A 16,213-nucleotide genomic window follows, 5' to 3' on the forward strand; every position below is an offset into this window, starting at 1 on the left:
TCCGGAAAGCACACTTCAGGGGCGGGCGATGGAGCAGACACACACCTCCCAGAGCGGCACGACGGCGACCCCCGGCGCGCAGCGGCGGGTCCTGGTCGTCGAGGACGATCCGACGATCGTCGACGCCATCGCGGCCCGCCTGCGCACCGAGGGATTCCTCGTGCAAACCGCGGGTGACGGCCCGGCGGCCGTCGACACCGCCGAGGCCTGGCAGCCCGATCTGCTGATCCTCGACATCATGCTGCCCGGCTTCGACGGGCTCGAGGTCTGCCGGCGGGTGCAGGCACAGCGGCCGGTTCCGGTGCTGATGCTCACCGCCCGCGACGACGAGACCGACATGCTGGTCGGGCTGGGCGTCGGGGCCGACGACTACATGACCAAGCCGTTCTCGATGCGGGAACTGGCCGCCCGCGTGCACGTGCTGCTGCGCCGGGTGGAGCGGGCCGCGCTGGCCGCCGCCACTCCGCGCAGCGGTGTGATGCGCCTGGGCGAGCTGGAGATCGACCACGCGCAGCGCCGGGTCCGGGTGAAGTCGGAGGACGTGCATCTGACGCCCACCGAGTTCGACCTTCTGGTGTGCCTGGCGAACACCCCGCGTGCCGTGCTCTCCCGTGAGCAGCTGCTGGCGGAGGTGTGGGACTGGGCGGACGCCTCGGGCACCCGCACGGTCGACAGCCACATCAAGGCGCTGCGCCGGAAGATCGGCGCCGAGCGGATCCGCACCGTGCACGGTGTGGGCTACGCGCTGGAGACGCCGACGCCATGAGCGACGGGCGGCCGGCCGCACGACGCCGTCCCGGGGAACCCTGGGGCGGCGTTCGCCCGTTCTCGATCAAGACCAAGCTGGGTGCGCTGGTCGTCATCGCGGTGCTGATCACCACGGGCCTGATGATGATCGCCATGCGCACCCGCACGGAGCTGCGCTTCATCACCGTCTTCTCCATGATCGCCACGCTGCTGATCACCCAGTTCGTGGCGCACTCGCTGACCGCGCCGCTGGACGAGATGAACACCGTGGCCCGGTCCATCTCGCAGGGCGACTACACACGCCGGGTGCGCGAGAGCCGCCGGGACGAGCTGGGCGACCTGGCCCAGACGATCAACGTGATGGCGGACGAGCTGGAGGCACAGGACCGCCAGCGCAAGGAGCTGGTGGCGAACGTCTCCCACGAGCTGCGCACCCCCATCGCCGGCCTGCGGGCGGTGCTGGAGAACATCGTCGACGGCGTCACCGAGGCCGATCCCGAGACCATGCGCACGGCGCTGAAGCAGACCGAGCGGCTGGGGCGGCTGGTGGAGACGCTGCTGGACCTGTCCCGGCTGGACAACGGCGTCGTACCGCTGAAGAAACGTCGCTTCGAGGTGTGGCCGTACCTGTCCGGGGTGCTGAAGGAGGCCAACATGGTCGCCTCGGCGCGCGCGGGCATCGCCTCCGGCTCCGGCAGCCACACCCGTGCCGACGTCCATCTGCACCTGGACGTCTTCCCGAGCGACCTGACCGCGCACGCCGACCCGGAGCGCATCCACCAGGTCGTGGCGAACCTCATCGACAACGCGGTCAAGCACAGCCCGCCGCACGGCCGGGTCACGGTCAAGGCGCGGAGCGGGAAGACACCCGGCTCGCTGGAGCTGGAGGTCCTGGACGAGGGGCCCGGCATTCCTAAGTCGGAGTGGCACCGCGTCTTCGAGCGGTTCAACCGGGGTGTGGTCACGCGGCCGCACGGTCCCGGCAGCGACGGCGGCACGGGGCTGGGCCTGGCGATCGCGCGCTGGGCCGTGGACCTGCACGGGGGCCGCATCGGGGTGGCCGAATCCGAGCGAGGTTGCCGGATTCTTGTCACTCTTCCGGGAGAGTCAACCGTTCAAAGTTGACGTAGGGTTCGAAGCGGAGCCTCAAGATCCACGAGCGTCCGCGCCGACGGACACGTGTGATCAGGCACAGGCCCGCACGCCGAGCGTGTCGGGCCCCCGTCGCCGTACCCCGGCACGCGTCTTTCACACCGGAACCACGCTTGTTTCCCGCCATTTCAAGCCCCGAAACACGGGCTGAGATGTGACTTACGCGACGATGAACGGGCCCGACCTGACCTTCACCCTCAGGGAGGCGTAGCCTTTATTCCCGCTGTCCATCACCTTGTGAAGCGGAAGAGGGCGGTTGCCGCCGTGTCGCCACAGTCCCCCAGTAACGCATCGAGCGCACCCACGACGGACGCGGACCAAGCGGGAAAGAACCCCGCTGCCGCGTTCGGTCCCAATGAGTGGCTCGTCGACGAGATCTATCAGCAGTACCTCCAGGACCCGAATTCGGTAGACCGTGCCTGGTGGGACTTCTTCGCCGACTACAAGCCGGGGGCGGCAGGAGCCCCGGTTGCGTCGGGCGGCGCGGCCGCGGGGGCCGCGCAGACCCCCACCACGACGCCCCCCACCACCCCGGCCCCGCAGGCCGCCGCTCCGGCGCCGAGCGCCGCTCCGGCTCCCGCGGCTGCGAAGCCCGCGGCCGCCGCGCCGGCCCAGGCCCCCGCCCCCGCGGCGAAGGCCGCCCCCGCCCAGGCTCAGCCGGCGCGTCCCGCACAGGCGCCCGCTCAGCCGAAGGCCAAGGCGGAGCCCGCCAAGGAGGCCCCGGCCGGTCCGGAGCTCGTGACGCTGCGCGGTCCGTCTGCCGCGGTCGCGAAGAACATGGACGCCTCGCTGGAGATGCCGACCGCCACCTCGGTGCGCGCGGTCCCGGTGAAGCTGCTCTTCGACAACCGCATCGTCATCAACAACCACCTCAAGCGCGCCCGCGGCGGGAAGATCTCCTTCACGCACCTCATCGGGTACGCGATGGTGCAGGCCATCAAGGCCATGCCGGCGATGAACTGGTCGTACCAGCTCAAGGACGGCAAGCCCACCCTGGTCAAGCCGGAGCACGTCAACCTCGGTCTCGCCATCGACCTGGTCAAGCCCAACGGCGACCGCCAGCTCGTCGTCGCGGCGATCAAGAAGGCCGAGACGCTGAACTTCTTCGAGTTCTGGCAGGCCTACGAGGACATCGTCCGCCGCGCCCGCGACGGCAAGCTGACGATGGACGACTTCACCGGTGTCACGGTCTCGCTGACCAACCCCGGCGGCCTCGGCACCGTCCACTCCGTGCCGCGGCTGATGCCCGGCCAGTCGGTGATCATGGGCGTCGGCTCCATGGACTACCCGGCGGAGTTCCAGGGCACCAGCCAGGACACCCTGAACAAGCTCGGCATCTCGAAGGTCATGACGCTCACGTCGACCTACGACCACCGGGTCATCCAGGGCGCCGCCTCCGGCGAGTTCCTGCGGATCGTCGCGAACCTGCTGCTCGGCGAGAACGGCTTCTACGACGACATCTTCGAGGCGCTGCGCATCCCCTACGAGCCGGTCCGCTGGCTCAAGGACATCGACGCCAGCCACGACGACGACGTCACCAAGGCCGCCCGCGTCTTCGAGCTGATCCACTCCTACCGGGTCCGCGGCCACGTCATGGCCGACACCGACCCGCTGGAGTACAAGCAGCGCAAGCACCCCGACCTGGACATCGTCGAGCACGGCCTCACCCTGTGGGACCTGGAGCGCGAGTTCGCCGTCGGCGGCTTCGCCGGCAAGTCGATGATGAAGCTGCGCGACATCCTCGGCGTGCTGCGCGACTCGTACTGCCGCACCACCGGCATCGAGTTCATGCACATCCAGGACCCCAAGCAGCGCAAGTGGATCCAGGACCGGGTGGAGCGCCCGCACTCCAAGATGGAGCGCGAGGAGCAGCTGCGGATCCTGCGCCGCCTGAACGCCGCCGAGGCCTTCGAGACGTTCCTGCAGACCAAGTACGTCGGCCAGAAGCGCTTCTCCCTGGAGGGCGGCGAGTCCGTCATCCCGCTGCTGGACGCGGTCATCGACTCCGCCGCCGAGTCCCGCCTGGACGAGGTCGTCATCGGCATGGCCCACCGCGGCCGCCTGAACGTCCTGGCCAACATCGTCGGCAAGTCGTACGCGCAGATCTTCCGCGAGTTCGAGGGCAACCTCGACCCGAAGTCGATGCACGGCTCCGGCGACGTGAAGTACCACCTGGGAGCCGAGGGCACCTTCACCGGACTGGACGGCGAGCAGATCAAGGTCTCGCTCGTGGCCAACCCCTCGCACCTGGAGGCGGTCGACCCGGTCCTGGAGGGCGTCGCCCGCGCCAAGCAGGACATCATCAACAAGGGCGGCACGGACTTCACCGTCCTGCCGGTGGCGATCCACGGCGACGCGGCCTTCGCGGGCCAGGGCGTGGTGGCCGAGACCCTGAACATGTCGCAGCTGCGCGGCTACCGCACCGGCGGCACGGTCCACATCGTCATCAACAACCAGGTCGGCTTCACCGCGGCCCCCGAGTCCTCGCGTTCCTCCATGTACGCGACGGACGTGGCCCGCATGATCGAGGCCCCGATCTTCCACGTGAACGGCGACGACCCCGAGGCCGTCGTCCGCGTCGCGCGGCTGGCGTTCGAGTTCCGCCAGGCGTTCAACAAGGACGTGGTGATCGACCTCATCTGCTACCGCCGCCGCGGTCACAACGAGTCGGACAACCCGGCCTTCACCCAGCCGCTGATGTACGACCTGATCGACAAGAAGCGCTCGGTGCGCAAGCTGTACACCGAGTCCCTCATCGGTCGCGGCGACATCACCCTGGAAGAGGCCGAGCAGGCGCTGCAGGACTACCAGGGCCAGCTGGAGAAGGTCTTCACCGAGGTCCGCGAGGCCACCTCGCAGCCGGCCGGCGGCGACTCCGCCGAGCCGCAGGACGGCTTCCCGGTGGCGGTCCCGACCGCGATCTCCTCCGAGGTCGTCAAGCGCATCGCCGAGTCCCAGGTCAACGTGCCCGACCACATCACCGTCCACCCGCGTCTGCAGCCGCAGCTGCAGCGCCGGGCGGCCATGGTGGAGGACGGCACGATCGACTGGGGCATGGGCGAGACCCTGGCGTTCGGTTCGCTGCTGCTGGAGGGTGTGCCGGTCCGCCTGGCGGGCCAGGACTCCCAGCGCGGCACCTTCGGCCAGCGCCACGCGGTCATCATCGACCGCAGCACCGGCGAGGAGTACACGCCGCTGCAGTACCTCTCCGAGGACCAGGCGCGGCTGAACGTCTACAACTCCCTGCTGTCCGAGTACGCGGCCATGGGCTTCGAGTACGGCTACTCGCTGGCCCGCCCGAACGCGCTCGTGCTGTGGGAGGCCCAGTTCGGCGACTTCGTCAACGGCGCCCAGACGGTGGTGGACGAGTTCATCTCCTCCGCCGAGCAGAAGTGGGGCCAGACCTCCGGCGTCACGCTGCTGCTGCCGCACGGCTACGAGGGCCAGGGCCCGGACCACTCCTCGGCCCGCCCGGAGCGATTCCTCCAGCTCTGCGCGCAGAACAACATGACGGTCGCCATGCCGACCTCGCCGGCGAACTACTTCCACCTCCTGCGGTGGCAGGTGCACAACCCGCACCACAAGCCGCTGGTCGTCTTCACGCCGAAGTCGATGCTGCGCCTGAAGGCCGCCGCGTCGAAGGCGGAGGACTTCACCACCGGCCAGTTCCAGCCGGTCATCGGTGACTCGTCGGTCGAGGCGAGCGCGGTCCGCAAGGTCGTCTTCTGCACCGGCAAGGTCTTCTACGACCTCGACGCCGAGCGGAAGAAGCGGGGCGTCACGGACACCGCGATCATCCGTCTGGAGCGCCTGTACCCGCTGCCGGGTGCCGAGCTCCAGGCCGAGATCGCCAAGTACCCGAACGCCGAGAAGTACCTGTGGGCCCAGGAGGAGCCGGCCAACCAGGGCGCCTGGCCGTTCATCGCCCTGAACCTGATCGACCACCTGGACCTGGCGGTCGGCGCGGACATCCCGGCCGGCGAGCGCCTGCGCCGCATCTCGCGTCCGCACGGCTCGTCCCCGGCCGTCGGTTCCGCCAAGCGGCACCAGGCCGAGCAGGAGCAGCTCGTGCGCGAGGTGTTCGAGGCGTAACCGCTCCCGCGGGTCGTACATGACCGGGCCGCACCCCTGCTCAGGGGGTGCGGCCCGGCCGTTTGCGCGCACTTATCCTTGACCTCATGTACTTCACCGACCGTGGCATCGAAGAACTGGAGAAGCGGCGCGGCGAGGAGGAGGTCACCTTCGAGTGGCTCGCCGAGCAGTTGCGGACGTTCGTCGATCTGAACCCGGACTTCGAGGTCCCGGTGGAACGCCTGGCGACCTGGCTGGCGCGGCTGGACGACGAGGACGACGAGTAGACGACGGAGCAACACCGCGCGCGTGCGTGCAGGGCGCCCACGGGCGCCCTGAGCCGTTCCTGGGCCCGTTTCTGCGGGCCGCCGGCCGCGCAGGCGGGTGACCGCGCGCCCGGGGCCCCGTGTCAGTCGCGGGGATGGGTGAGCGCGTGGGTCAGGCCGAGCGCACCGTGGGCCAGCAGCAGCGCCCCCGCCGCCGTCCAGCCGCCGCTGTGCCGTCTGAGGCCCCAGAGGGCGAGCGAGAGGCCCGTCGCGAGCTGGGCGGCGCCCAGGGCGCGGGCCTGCGGGGTGGCGGCCCAGGGCAGCCAGGGTGCCAGGGCGGCGCGCTCCACGGCGTCCAGTTCGCTGCGCAGCGCTTCGCGCAGGCCGTGCGCCTCGAGCTCGCGGACGCCGTTGCTGCGCAGGGCGGCCTGCCGGAGCTGATCGGTGGCGGCGCCGGGGTCGAGGCCGGCCGGCAGGTCGACGCCGGCGCGGGTGAGGACGGCCAGGAGTCCGCGCAGCCGGGCGCGGGCGTCGGCGTCCGTGTCGGGGCGGGTGAGATGGTCCAGGGCCTGCACGTCCAGGACGGGGTCGAGGTCCAGCCGGGCGGCGAAGGTGCGCATCGCCTCGTCCTCGCCGGCGGCGGTGCCGTTGGCCAGCCAGACGTAGCCGACGGGGCGGCGGAAGCCCGCGGCGAGGGTGTACCCGGCGCGGTCGGCGTCCCACCACAGGGCGAGAACGGGCCAGGGCGCGGCGACGGCGAGTGCGGTGGCCCAGCCGGTGAGGACCCGGTCGACGTGCTCGCCGCCGTGCCGCCAGGGACGTCCCTCGGGCACCAGGACGCTCCATCCCTCGCCGGCCCCGGCGAGCAGCATGGGTTCGCGCAGCAGGTGGGCGGCGGGGGCGACGGCCGCGGGTGCGGCACGGCAGAGCAGCAGCGCGCCGGACGCGGCACCGCCGGCCGGGCGGCCGCGGCCATGGGCGTCTTCCGTCGGCATGTCCCCACGCTAAGGCCGGGTCGCCGCCTCCCGCTCTCCCTGATCACCAGAACGAGTGTCTTGACTTCCCGCTCCCGCGATATATCGTGAATCACGTAAGACGCGATATGGCGTGTCGAGGAGGTCGAGGAGGTCTCCCATGTCCGAGTGGTCCGTCGCAGAGCCGCAGAAGCTCACCTTCGACGAGCCGGTGAGCGAGCTCCACGTGCGCATCGTCAGCGGCACGGTGAACGTGGTGGGCACGGACGAGGGTTCCGCCCGCCTGGAGGTCTCCGAGATCGAGGGGCCGCCCCTGCTCGTCACCCAGCAGGGAGGCACTCTGACGGTGGCGTACGAGGACCTGCCCTGGAAGGGCTTCCTGAAGTGGCTGGACCGCAGGGGCCGGCGGCGCAGCGCCGTCGTCTCCCTGGCGGTCCCCGCGCACACCCGCGTGGAGGTGGGCGTGGTCGACGCGGAGGCCGTGGTGTCCGGCGTCGAGGGCCGCGCCGAGGTCAAGGGGGTCACCGGGGACACCACCCTGGTCGACCTCGGCGGCCCGGTGCGCGCCGACACCGTCTCCGGGAACGTGGAGGCGCAGGCCCTGCGCGGTGATCTCCGCTTCAACTCCGTCTCCGGCGACCTGACCGTGGTGGACGGTTCCGGTTCCGCGGTCAGGGCGGATTCGGTGAGCGGTTCGATGATCGTGGACATGGACCCCGCAGGCCGTCCCACCGATGTCAGTCTGACCAGCGTCTCCGGGGAGATCGCCATCCGCCTGCCGCACCCGGCGGACGCCCGCGTGGAGGCGAACACGGCGAGCGGCTCGGTCTCCAACGCCTTCGAGGACCTGCGGGTCACCGGCCAGTGGGGCGCCAAGCGGATCACCGGCCGGCTCGGCGCGGGCAACGGCCGGCTGAAGGCGACCACCGTCTCCGGCTCCATCGCCCTGCTGCGGCGGCCCCTGGCGGAGGACGAGCCGTGGGAGGCGCGTCCGCACGACGGCGGCCCGGCCTCAAGCTCGGCCGGCACCTCGGGGGACAATTCCGGTTCCGGTCCGGGCGCGGGTGGATCCGGTGCCCCGGCCGACGGCACGACCGACAAGAAGGTGCTCTGACATGCCTCCCGTCTTCGCCCACGGCCGCCTGCGTCTGTACCTGCTCAAGCTCCTGGACGAGGCGCCCCGCCACGGCTACGAGGTGATCCGCCTCCTGGAGGAGCGCTTCCAGGGGCTGTACGCACCGTCGGCCGGCACCGTCTACCCGCGGTTGGCGAAGCTGGAGGCCGAGGGCCTGGTCACCCACACCACCGAGGGCGGCCGCAAGGTGTACGCCATCACCGACGCCGGCCGCGCGGAACTGGCCGACCGCAGCGGTGAACTGGCGGATCTCGAGCTGGAGATCCGCGAGTCGGTCGCCGAGCTGGCCGCCGAGATCCGCGCCGACGTGCGCGGCGCCGCGGGCGACCTGCGCCGCGAGATGCGCGCCGCGGCGAGCGAGGCCCGCCGTGGCCGGACGGGTCACGCCCAGGACGCCGCGGACCTGTCCGGCGCCGGGGAGGCCGACGACAAGGAGGCGTGGCGGGCCGCCAAGGAGGAGATGCGCCGCGTCAAGCAGGAGTGGAAGGAGCAGGCCCGGCGCGCCAAGGACGAGAGCCGCCGGGCCCGTGAGGAGGCCCAGCGTGCCCGGCGCCAGGCCAAGGAGGCCCAGGAGCGGGCCCGGGCCCAGGCGCAGGAGGAGCTGCAGCGCATCGCGCACCGGGTGCAGGAGCAGGTGCAGGACCACTTCGCGCGGGGCGACTGGCCGACGGGCGTGAAGGAGGGGCTGACCGAGCTGGCCAAGGAGTTCGGCGACTTCGGCAAGGACTTCGCCTGGGGGCGTACGACCCCCGACAGGCCGTACGCGGAGCCGGAGTACGAGCGGACGCCGGAGGACTTCCCGGCCGTCTACGAGCCCTCCTGGGCCCACGAGCCCCTCACCGGCGAGCCGGCCCGCGACCTGGACCGGCTCCTGGACCGCTTCCGCGACGACATCCGCGACGCGGCCCGCGACCACGGCGTCGACGCCGGCCAGCTGCGCGACGCCCGCCGCCATCTGTCCACGGCGGCCGCCCACATCGCGGCGATACTGCGCTCCCCGGAGCGTGACGCGAAGGCGTGACGGGAGGGCGTTACGGGAGGGCGTGACGGGAGGGCGGGGGCCGGTTCAGCCGGCCTTCGCCTCTCCCCCGCCGTACAGCACCCGGGTCACCGACGCGTGCGTCACCCCGTGATCGGCGAGCACCTCACCCGCCACACCCGGCAGGACGGTCAGCGCCAGCAGCAGGTGCTCGTCGCCGATGTGCCGGTCCCGCCGCGCGAGGGCCATCCTCAGCGACTTCTCCAGCACGCCCTTGGCCTCCCGGCCGAAACTCGCCCGACGCCCGGACCACCACCGGCCGTCACCGGCCATGGCTCCCACGCCATGCGTCTCCTCCACCCGGGCCACGATCTCCGACACATCGATGCCCAGCCCCGCGAGCGCGTCCGCGTCGGCCCGTGTCAGTCCGCCGCGCCGCCGCGCCTCGCCCAGCTCAAGCCGTGCCGGCTCCCGCCACTCCCCGGCCCCGAGAGCGGCGAGCGCGAACGCCGCCCGACTTGCCTCCCGGTCGAGCAGGGCGAGCAGCAGATGCCCGGCGTCGACGGTCTGTGCGCCTTCCGTGCCCGCCAGGGCCACCGCCCCCTGGACCACGGCCCTGGCGTCCTTGGTGAACCGCTCGAACATCAATGCCTCCCGTACTTCTTGTGCACGGCCTGCCTGCTGACCCCGAGCTCCGCGGCGATCTCCTGCCACGACCAGCCCTGATTCCGGGCACTGCGCACCTGCACCGCCTCCAACTGCTCCAGCAGCCGGCGCAGCGCGGCAACGGCCCGCAACCCGACCCGCGGATCCCGGTCTCCCGCCCGCTCGGCGAGATCGGTGGCTTCACTCATACAGTCAACCTACGTTGACACCACACTCTTGTCAATGAAAGTTGACAAGGAGGGGCGGCAAAAAGGCGGGCCCGTCCCCGGACCCGCCTTCCCTCCCTCCCGGGAGGCCTTCCTGCACCTGCCGGCGGCCGCCAGGACGGCCTCCCGCTCAGGAGTTGGTGAGCACGACCTTCCCGAACAGCTCCCCGGACTCCATCCGCTCGAAGCCCTCGCGGGCCCGGTCCATCGGGAGCACCTCGTCGATGACGGGCCGGACCCCGGTGGCAGCGCAGAAGGCGAGCAGATCCTCCAGCTCGTCCTTGGTGCCCATGGTCGAGCCGACGACCTTCAGCTCCAGGAAGAAGATCCGTGTCAGCTCCGCGTGCGAGGGCCGGTCGCCACTGGTCGCCCCGGAAATCACGAGCGTGCCGCCGGGCCGCAGCGATTTCACGGAGTGCGACCAGGTGGCGGCGCCCACGGTCTCGATGACCGCGTCCACCCGCTGCGGCAGCCGCGCGCCCGACTCCAGGGCCTCCACGGCCCCCAGCTCCAGCGCCCGCTTCCGCTTGGCCTCGTCCCGGCTGGTGGCGAAGACCCGCAGGCCGGCGGCCTTGCCGAGCACGATGGCGGCGCTGGCGACACCACCGCCGGCACCCTGCACCAGCACGGAGTCACCGGGCCGTACCCCGGCATTGGTGAACAGCATCCGATAGGCCGTCAGCCACGCGGTCGGCAGGCAGGCGGCCTCCTCGAACGACAGCTCCTTCGGCTTCGGCAGCACGTTCCACGTCGGCACGGCCACCCGCTCGGCGAAGGTCCCCTGGTACCGCTCGGTCAGGATCGACCGGGGCTCCTTGGGCCCGACACCGTGACCGCTCTGGCCGATCACGGAGTGCAGGACGACCTCGTTGCCGTCCTCGTCGACACCCGCGGCGTCGCACCCGAGGATCATCGGCAGCTTGTCCTCTGCGAGGCCCACGCCACGCAGGGACCACAGGTCGTGGTGGTTGAGGGAGGCGGCCTTGACGTCGACGGTGCTCCACCCGGGACGGACCTCGGGAGCGGGGCGTTCCCCCAACTCCAGTCCGTTCAACGGCTGGTCGCGGTCGATTCGAGCGGCGTAGACAGCGAACATGCCCCCGACGATAGGTTCCCCGAGGCCCGTACGGAACGCCACCGCGCTGTGACACACACCCTCTTGCGCACCGGCGTACGACGAGGGGCAGCCCCGGACGTCGGCGAGGAGGCCGGACCACCGGCCGCGGGCGACCGCAACCGGCCACCGGACGGCAACGGGCCGCCGCAGGCACAAAAAGGGGCGCGGGGAACCGCGCGACCAGCCACAACGCGCCCGCAGAGGAAACACGACCAGTCCCCGACAGCAGAAGACCCCGCCCACCCGGGACGGGGTCATCAGCCAAGCACCGGTCAGGCCGGCGCAGCACTACCGCCGCGCCACACCCTCCGCCCGGGCCGCGGCCGCGACCGCCGCCGTGACGGCCGGCGCGACCCGCTCGTCGAAGGGCGACGGGATGACGTAGTCGGCCGCCAGGTCGTCCCCGACGACCGACGCCAGCGCCTCGGCCGCCGCGATCTTCATGCCTTCGGTGATCCGCGTGGCCCGCACCTGCAGCGCACCCGCGAAGATCCCGGGGAACGCCAGCACGTTGTTGATCTGGTTCGGGAAGTCGGACCGCCCGGTCGCCACGACCGCCGCGTACTTGTGCGCGACGTCGGGGTGGACCTCCGGGTTCGGGTTGGCCATGGCGAACACGAACGCGCCCTCGGCCATGGACGCCACCGCGGCCTCCGGCACCGTACCGCCGGAGACGCCGATGAACACGTCGGCCCCGGCCAGCGCGTCCTCGAGCGACCCGCTCAGGCCGGCCTTGTTCGTGAAGGACGCCAGCTCCCGCTTCACGGAGGTCAGGTCCTCGCGGTCCGAGGACACGACACCCTTGCGGTCGGTGACGGCCACGTCCCCGATCCCGGCCTCGATCAGCATCTTCGCGATGGCCACACCGGCCGCACCGGCGCCGGAGATGACGGCGCGCAGCTGCCCGATCTCCCGGCCGCTCAGCCGCGCGGCGTTCCGCAGCGCCGCCAGCGTCACGATGGCCGTGCCGTGCTGGTCGTCGTGGAAGATCGGGATGTCCAGCCGCTCCTGCAGCCTGCGCTCGATCTCGAAGCACCGCGGCGCCGAGATGTCCTCGAGGTTCACACCACCGAAGGAGGGCGCGAGGCGCACCACGGTCTCGACGATCTCGTCGACGTCGGTGCAGGCGAGCGCGATCGGCACGGCGTCGACGCCGCCGAACTGCTTGAAGAGGATCGCCTTCCCCTCCATGACCGGAAGGGAGGCCTCGGGGCCGATGTCCCCGAGTCCCAGCACCGCCGTGCCGTCGGTCACCACGGCGACCACGGACGACTTCCAGGTGTAGTCGTTGACCAGCTCCGGCTGCTCCGCGATCGCGGTGCACACGCGCGCGACGCCGGGGGTGTACGCGAGGGACAGGTCGTCCTTGTCGCGGACCGGCACGGTGGCCTGCACGGCCATCTTGCCGCCACGGTGCAGCGCGAACACCGGATCGAAGGAATCGAGGGGCTCCGCACCGCCCTCCTGATCCGCTTTGCTCTCGCTGCGAGGATTGACGATCTCCGCTGCCACTTTCTCTTTACCCCTTAAGTATTCATGGTTTGAGGGTTTGGGACCGCCCCTGGTGAGGGGCGGGCGGGCACCGCGTACGGCCCGGTTTGACTGATGCGTACGGGCACCTACGCGACGGGCGCGCCGCACACGCGCCCTGAGCCCCGGATGAGGGGTGTAAAGAACCTTCTTACCCGACGGACGGTGTCGCCGACGAGTCGATACCGCAAAGGTCACACGTCAGACGCATGGCACGTCTTCGCTCATGGCCGAATATGCGGACAAGGTCTGGACAAACGCTCAACCCACACTCAAGCGGACACGTCCAGGCCGCACCTGACGCCCACATGATGAGATGAACCGAAGATCTTCCGGCCGGAACCCCGGATTCCCGCAGAACATGCGCTGTGATGTACGCAAGTGGTGCGGTTCGGGTGTCGCCCGTTATCCGATTTTGACATGGCGAGTCACCTGAATGTCCGAGTCCGAATGGCAAGATGCCGTAATCACACGAGGTCGCGACACTCGAAGGTGTGTGTTCTCGTCGACCCATCGGCACTGCCGTCAACCATCGGCACCATCCATCCCGCCGGAGGAACCCACGATGACCGCAAGCTCCACCCGTCGTACGACCGCCGCGCACTCACGGCTAGCAGCGGTCGGTGCGATCGCGGTCGCAGGCGCACTGCTGCTCACCGGCTGTGGTGACCAGACCAAGAAGGACACCGGTTCCCAGAGCAGTGGCGGGGCCTCCACCACCAACGCCCCGCTCGCCGACCTGCTCCCCAAGGCCGTCCGCGACAAGGGCGTCATCAAGGTCGGCTCGGACATCGCGTACGCGCCGGTGGAGTTCCGGGACAGCTCCGGCAACACCGCCGGTATCGACCCGGACATCGCCGACGCCCTGGGCAAGCAGCTCGGCGTGAAGTTCCAGTTCGAGAACGGCACCTTCGACACCCTGATCACCGGTCTGCGCTCCAAGCGCTACGACATCGCCATGTCCGCGATGACCGACACCAAGGACCGCCAGCAGGGCATCGACGCCGACACCGGCAAGAAGGTCGGCGAGGGCGTGGACTTCGTCGACTACTTCACCGCCGGTGTCTCGATCTACACCCAGAAGGGCAAGGACCAGGGCATCAAGTCCTGGGCCGACCTGTGCGGCAAGAAGATCGTGGTGCAGCGCGGCACGACCTCCGAGGACCTCGCCAAGAGCGAGGCGAAGAAGTGCCCGGCGGGCAAGACGCTGTCGATCGAGGCCTTCGACACCGACCAGCAGGCCCAGACCCGCCTGCGCGCCGGCGGCGCCAACGCCGGCTCCTCCGACTTCCCGGTCGCCGCGTACGCGGTGAAGACCTCCGGCGGGGGCAAGGACTTCCAGATCGTCGGCGACCAGGTCGAGGCCGCCCCGTACGGCATCGCCGTCGCCAAGGCGAACACGCAGGTCCGCGATGCCCTGAAGGCCGCGCTGGACGCGATCATCAAGAACGGCGACTACGACAAGATCCTCCAGAAGTGGGGCGTCACGGCAGGCGCCGTGAAGCAGGCCACCGTCAACGGCGGCAAGTGACCGCTCGTTCCTGCGGGCACTGAAAGGCAGCACCCGTGACTGTTGACATAGACAAGACGACGGAACCGGCGGCGACCCCGCCGACCGGCCCGGAGGCCATCAAGGCCATCCCGGTCCGTCACTACGGGCGGTACATCTCCGCCGTCATCGCGCTCGCCCTGCTGGGCGGCATCGTCTACGCGTTCTCCCAGGGCAAGATCAACTGGGGCGCGATCCCGGACTACTTCTTCAACCACCGCGTGCTCAGCGGCGTGGGCAACACCCTGCTGCTGACCGTCCTGTCCATGCTGATCGGCGTGGTCGGCGGCATCGTGCTGGCGGTGATGCGGCTGTCGAAGAACCCGGTGACCTCGTCGATCGCGTGGTTCTACATCTGGTTCTTCCGCGGCACCCCGGTGCTGGTCCAGCTGATCGTCTGGTTCAACCTGGGTCTGGTCTTCGAGTACATCAACCTCGGGCCGATCTACAAGGACGAGTGGTCGGACTTCATGACCCCGTTCCTGACCGCGCTGCTCGGCCTCGGCCTCAACGAGGCCGCGTACATGGCGGAGATCTGCCGCGCCGGTCTGCTCGCGGTCGACGAGGGCCAGACGGAGGCGGCGCACGCGCTGGGCATGAGCCACAGCAAGACGCTGCGCCGGATCGTCATCCCGCAGGCGATGCGCGTGATCGTGCCGCCGACGGGCAACGAGGTCATCAACATGCTGAAGACGACCTCGCTGGTCTCGGTCGTCCAGTACTCCGAGTTGCTGCGCGTCGCGCAGGACATCGGCCAGACCTCCGGCGCCCCGGCCGAGATGCTGTTCCTGGCCGCCGCCTGGTACCTCCTGCTGACCTCGGTGTTCAGCGTGGGCCAGTACTACCTGGAGCGCTACTACGCCCGCGGCTCCACGCGCCAGCTGCCGGCCACACCCTGGCAGAAGATCAAGGCGAACGTGCTCTCCCTGTCCGGCCGCAAGGGGGCCACGGCATGACCGACAAGACCGCGAAGCCCGTGAAGACCGACAAGCCGGTGACGACCGACAAGACGGCGGAGCCCGCGAAGGCGGACGCCGCCCCGAAGAAGTCCACCGTCTCGATGGTGAAGGCCGAGGGCGTCCACAAGAGCTTCGGCGCCGTCGAGGTGCTCAAGGGCATCGACCTCGAGGTCAAGCAGGGCGAGGTGTTCTGCCTGATCGGCCCGTCCGGCTCCGGCAAGTCGACCTTCCTGCGGTGCATCAACCACCTCGAGAAGATCAACGCCGGGCGGCTGTACGTCGACGGTGAGCTGGTCGGCTACCGCCAGAAGGGCGACAAGCTGTACGAGCTGAAGGACAGCGAGGTCGCGCGCAAGCGCCGGGACATCGGCATGGTGTTCCAGCGGTTCAACCTCTTCCCGCACATGACGGCCGTCGAGAACGTCATGGAAGCGCCGATGCAGGTCAAGGGCACCGGCAAGACGCAGGCGCGGGAGCGTGCCATGCAGCTGCTGGAGCGCGTGGGGCTGGCCGACAAGGCGCGCAACTATCCCTCGCAGCTCTCCGGCGGCCAGCAGCAGCGTGTGGCGATCGCCCGGGCGCTGGCGATGGACCCGAAGCTGATGCTGTTCGACGAGCCGACCTCGGCGCTGGACCCCGAGCTCGTGGGTGACGTCCTCGACGTCATGCGGGACCTGGCCGAGTCGGGCATGACGATGGTGGTCGTCACGCACGAGATGGGCTTCGCCCGCGAGGTGGGCGACAGCCTGGTCTTCATGGACGGCGGTGTGGTGGTCGAGTCCGGCCACCCGCGCGAGGTCCTGACCAACCCGCAGCACGACCGGACGAAGTCCTTCCTGTCCAAGGTGCTGTAGGCGCACGC

The 16,213-nt window shown here is 70.3% G+C and carries 14 protein-coding genes; 9 read left to right on the top strand and 5 right to left on the bottom strand.

What is annotated here, in order from left to right; genetic code table 11:
- The first annotated feature begins 28 nt into the window (after positions 1-28).
- From AB0E88_RS17425 to AB0E88_RS17440, 4 genes are all read left to right on the top strand, one after another.
- Positions 29-766 (top strand): response regulator transcription factor, encoded by a 738-nt coding sequence (locus AB0E88_RS17425; protein WP_361631018.1) that lies wholly within the window; start codon positions 29-31, stop codon positions 764-766.
- Positions 763-1,872 (top strand): ATP-binding protein, encoded by a 1,110-nt coding sequence (locus AB0E88_RS17430; RefSeq protein ID WP_361631021.1) that lies wholly within the window; start codon positions 763-765, stop codon positions 1,870-1,872. The genes AB0E88_RS17425 and AB0E88_RS17430 overlap by 4 nt, the downstream gene beginning before the upstream one ends.
- A gap of 291 nt (positions 1,873-2,163) precedes the next feature.
- Positions 2,164-5,991 (top strand): multifunctional oxoglutarate decarboxylase/oxoglutarate dehydrogenase thiamine pyrophosphate-binding subunit/dihydrolipoyllysine-residue succinyltransferase subunit, encoded by a 3,828-nt coding sequence (locus tag AB0E88_RS17435; RefSeq protein ID WP_361631024.1) that lies wholly within the window; start codon positions 2,164-2,166, stop codon positions 5,989-5,991.
- An 86-nt stretch (positions 5,992-6,077) separates the two neighbouring features.
- Entirely contained in the window at positions 6,078-6,257 is a 180-nt protein-coding gene (locus AB0E88_RS17440; protein WP_003992906.1) for a DUF6104 family protein, read from the top strand.
- Between the two features lie 122 nt (positions 6,258-6,379).
- Here AB0E88_RS17440 and AB0E88_RS17445 read toward each other — a convergent pair whose 3' ends face one another.
- A complete protein-coding gene (locus AB0E88_RS17445) occupies positions 6,380-7,231 on the bottom strand; it encodes a hypothetical protein (RefSeq protein ID WP_361631028.1) in 852 nt (283 codons plus the stop codon).
- Positions 7,232-7,370: 139 nt separating this feature from the next.
- Between AB0E88_RS17445 and AB0E88_RS17450 the strand changes: the two genes are divergently transcribed.
- Together AB0E88_RS17450 and AB0E88_RS17455 are read left to right on the top strand one after the other, a co-directional pair.
- Positions 7,371-8,324 carry a DUF4097 family beta strand repeat-containing protein gene (locus tag AB0E88_RS17450; RefSeq protein ID WP_361631031.1) on the top strand — a complete coding sequence of 318 codons (954 nt, stop codon included), beginning with the start codon at positions 7,371-7,373 and terminating at the stop codon, positions 8,322-8,324.
- A gap of 1 nt (position 8,325) precedes the next feature.
- Positions 8,326-9,366: a helix-turn-helix transcriptional regulator gene (locus AB0E88_RS17455; protein WP_361631034.1), complete on the top strand. Its 1,041-nt coding sequence runs from the start codon at positions 8,326-8,328 to the stop codon at positions 9,364-9,366.
- Between the two features lie 45 nt (positions 9,367-9,411).
- Here AB0E88_RS17455 and AB0E88_RS17460 read toward each other — a convergent pair whose 3' ends face one another.
- The 4 genes from AB0E88_RS17460 to AB0E88_RS17475 form a co-directional block, all read right to left on the bottom strand.
- The gene (locus AB0E88_RS17460) at positions 9,412-9,969 is read right to left on the bottom strand and encodes a Clp protease N-terminal domain-containing protein (protein ID WP_361631037.1); all 558 of its coding nucleotides are present in this window, start codon (positions 9,967-9,969) and stop codon (positions 9,412-9,414) included.
- Positions 9,969-10,178, bottom strand: coding sequence for an HTH domain-containing protein (locus AB0E88_RS17465; protein ID WP_014674937.1), 210 nt, complete (start codon positions 10,176-10,178; stop codon positions 9,969-9,971). The genes AB0E88_RS17460 and AB0E88_RS17465 overlap by 1 nt, the downstream gene beginning before the upstream one ends.
- Positions 10,179-10,326: 148 nt before the next feature.
- Complete coding sequence (locus AB0E88_RS17470) at positions 10,327-11,292, bottom strand: zinc-binding dehydrogenase (protein WP_361631040.1); 966 nt, start codon at positions 11,290-11,292, stop codon at positions 10,327-10,329.
- 309 nt (positions 11,293-11,601) lie between these two features.
- Positions 11,602-12,825, bottom strand: a complete 1,224-nt coding sequence (locus tag AB0E88_RS17475) for an NADP-dependent malic enzyme (RefSeq protein ID WP_361631043.1) — start codon at positions 12,823-12,825, stop codon at positions 11,602-11,604.
- Between the two features lie 583 nt (positions 12,826-13,408).
- Here AB0E88_RS17475 and AB0E88_RS17480 point away from each other — a divergent pair.
- The 3 genes from AB0E88_RS17480 (at position 13,409) to AB0E88_RS17490 (ending at position 16,205) form a co-directional block, all read left to right on the top strand.
- A complete protein-coding gene (locus tag AB0E88_RS17480; RefSeq protein ID WP_361631046.1) occupies positions 13,409-14,374 on the top strand; it encodes an ABC transporter substrate-binding protein in 966 nt (321 codons plus the stop codon).
- 35 nt (positions 14,375-14,409) lie between these two features.
- Entirely contained in the window at positions 14,410-15,348 is a 939-nt protein-coding gene (locus AB0E88_RS17485; RefSeq protein ID WP_361631049.1) for an amino acid ABC transporter permease, read from the top strand.
- 104 nt (positions 15,349-15,452) lie between these two features.
- Positions 15,453-16,205 carry an amino acid ABC transporter ATP-binding protein gene (locus AB0E88_RS17490; protein ID WP_361631351.1) on the top strand — a complete coding sequence of 251 codons (753 nt, stop codon included), beginning with the start codon at positions 15,453-15,455 and terminating at the stop codon, positions 16,203-16,205.
- The last annotated feature ends 8 nt before the right edge of the window (positions 16,206-16,213 follow it).

This window comes from Streptomyces sp. NPDC028635, from assembly GCF_040637635.1.
Lineage (GTDB): Bacteria > Actinomycetota > Actinomycetes > Streptomycetales > Streptomycetaceae > Streptomyces.

Excerpts from the sequence above, each read along its gene's own strand:
- AB0E88_RS17465 (WP_014674937.1), bottom strand. The coding sequence starts at position 10,178 with ATGAGTGAAGCCACCGATCTCGCCGAGCGGGCGGGAGACCGGGATCCG.
- AB0E88_RS17455 (WP_361631034.1), top strand. The coding sequence starts at position 8,326 with ATGCCTCCCGTCTTCGCCCACGGCCGCCTGCGTCTGTACCTGCTCAAG.
- AB0E88_RS17480 (WP_361631046.1), top strand. The coding sequence starts at position 13,409 with ATGACCGCAAGCTCCACCCGTCGTACGACCGCCGCGCACTCACGGCTA.
- AB0E88_RS17470 (WP_361631040.1), bottom strand. The coding sequence starts at position 11,292 with ATGTTCGCTGTCTACGCCGCTCGAATCGACCGCGACCAGCCGTTGAAC.
- AB0E88_RS17440 (WP_003992906.1), top strand. The coding sequence starts at position 6,078 with ATGTACTTCACCGACCGTGGCATCGAAGAACTGGAGAAGCGGCGCGGC.
- AB0E88_RS17425 (WP_361631018.1), top strand. The coding sequence starts at position 29 with ATGGAGCAGACACACACCTCCCAGAGCGGCACGACGGCGACCCCCGGC.
- AB0E88_RS17460 (WP_361631037.1), bottom strand. The coding sequence starts at position 9,969 with ATGTTCGAGCGGTTCACCAAGGACGCCAGGGCCGTGGTCCAGGGGGCG.
- AB0E88_RS17490 (WP_361631351.1), top strand. The coding sequence starts at position 15,453 with ATGGTGAAGGCCGAGGGCGTCCACAAGAGCTTCGGCGCCGTCGAGGTG.
- AB0E88_RS17450 (WP_361631031.1), top strand. The coding sequence starts at position 7,371 with ATGTCCGAGTGGTCCGTCGCAGAGCCGCAGAAGCTCACCTTCGACGAG.
- AB0E88_RS17430 (WP_361631021.1), top strand. The coding sequence starts at position 763 with ATGAGCGACGGGCGGCCGGCCGCACGACGCCGTCCCGGGGAACCCTGG.
- AB0E88_RS17445 (WP_361631028.1), bottom strand. The coding sequence starts at position 7,231 with ATGCCGACGGAAGACGCCCATGGCCGCGGCCGCCCGGCCGGCGGTGCC.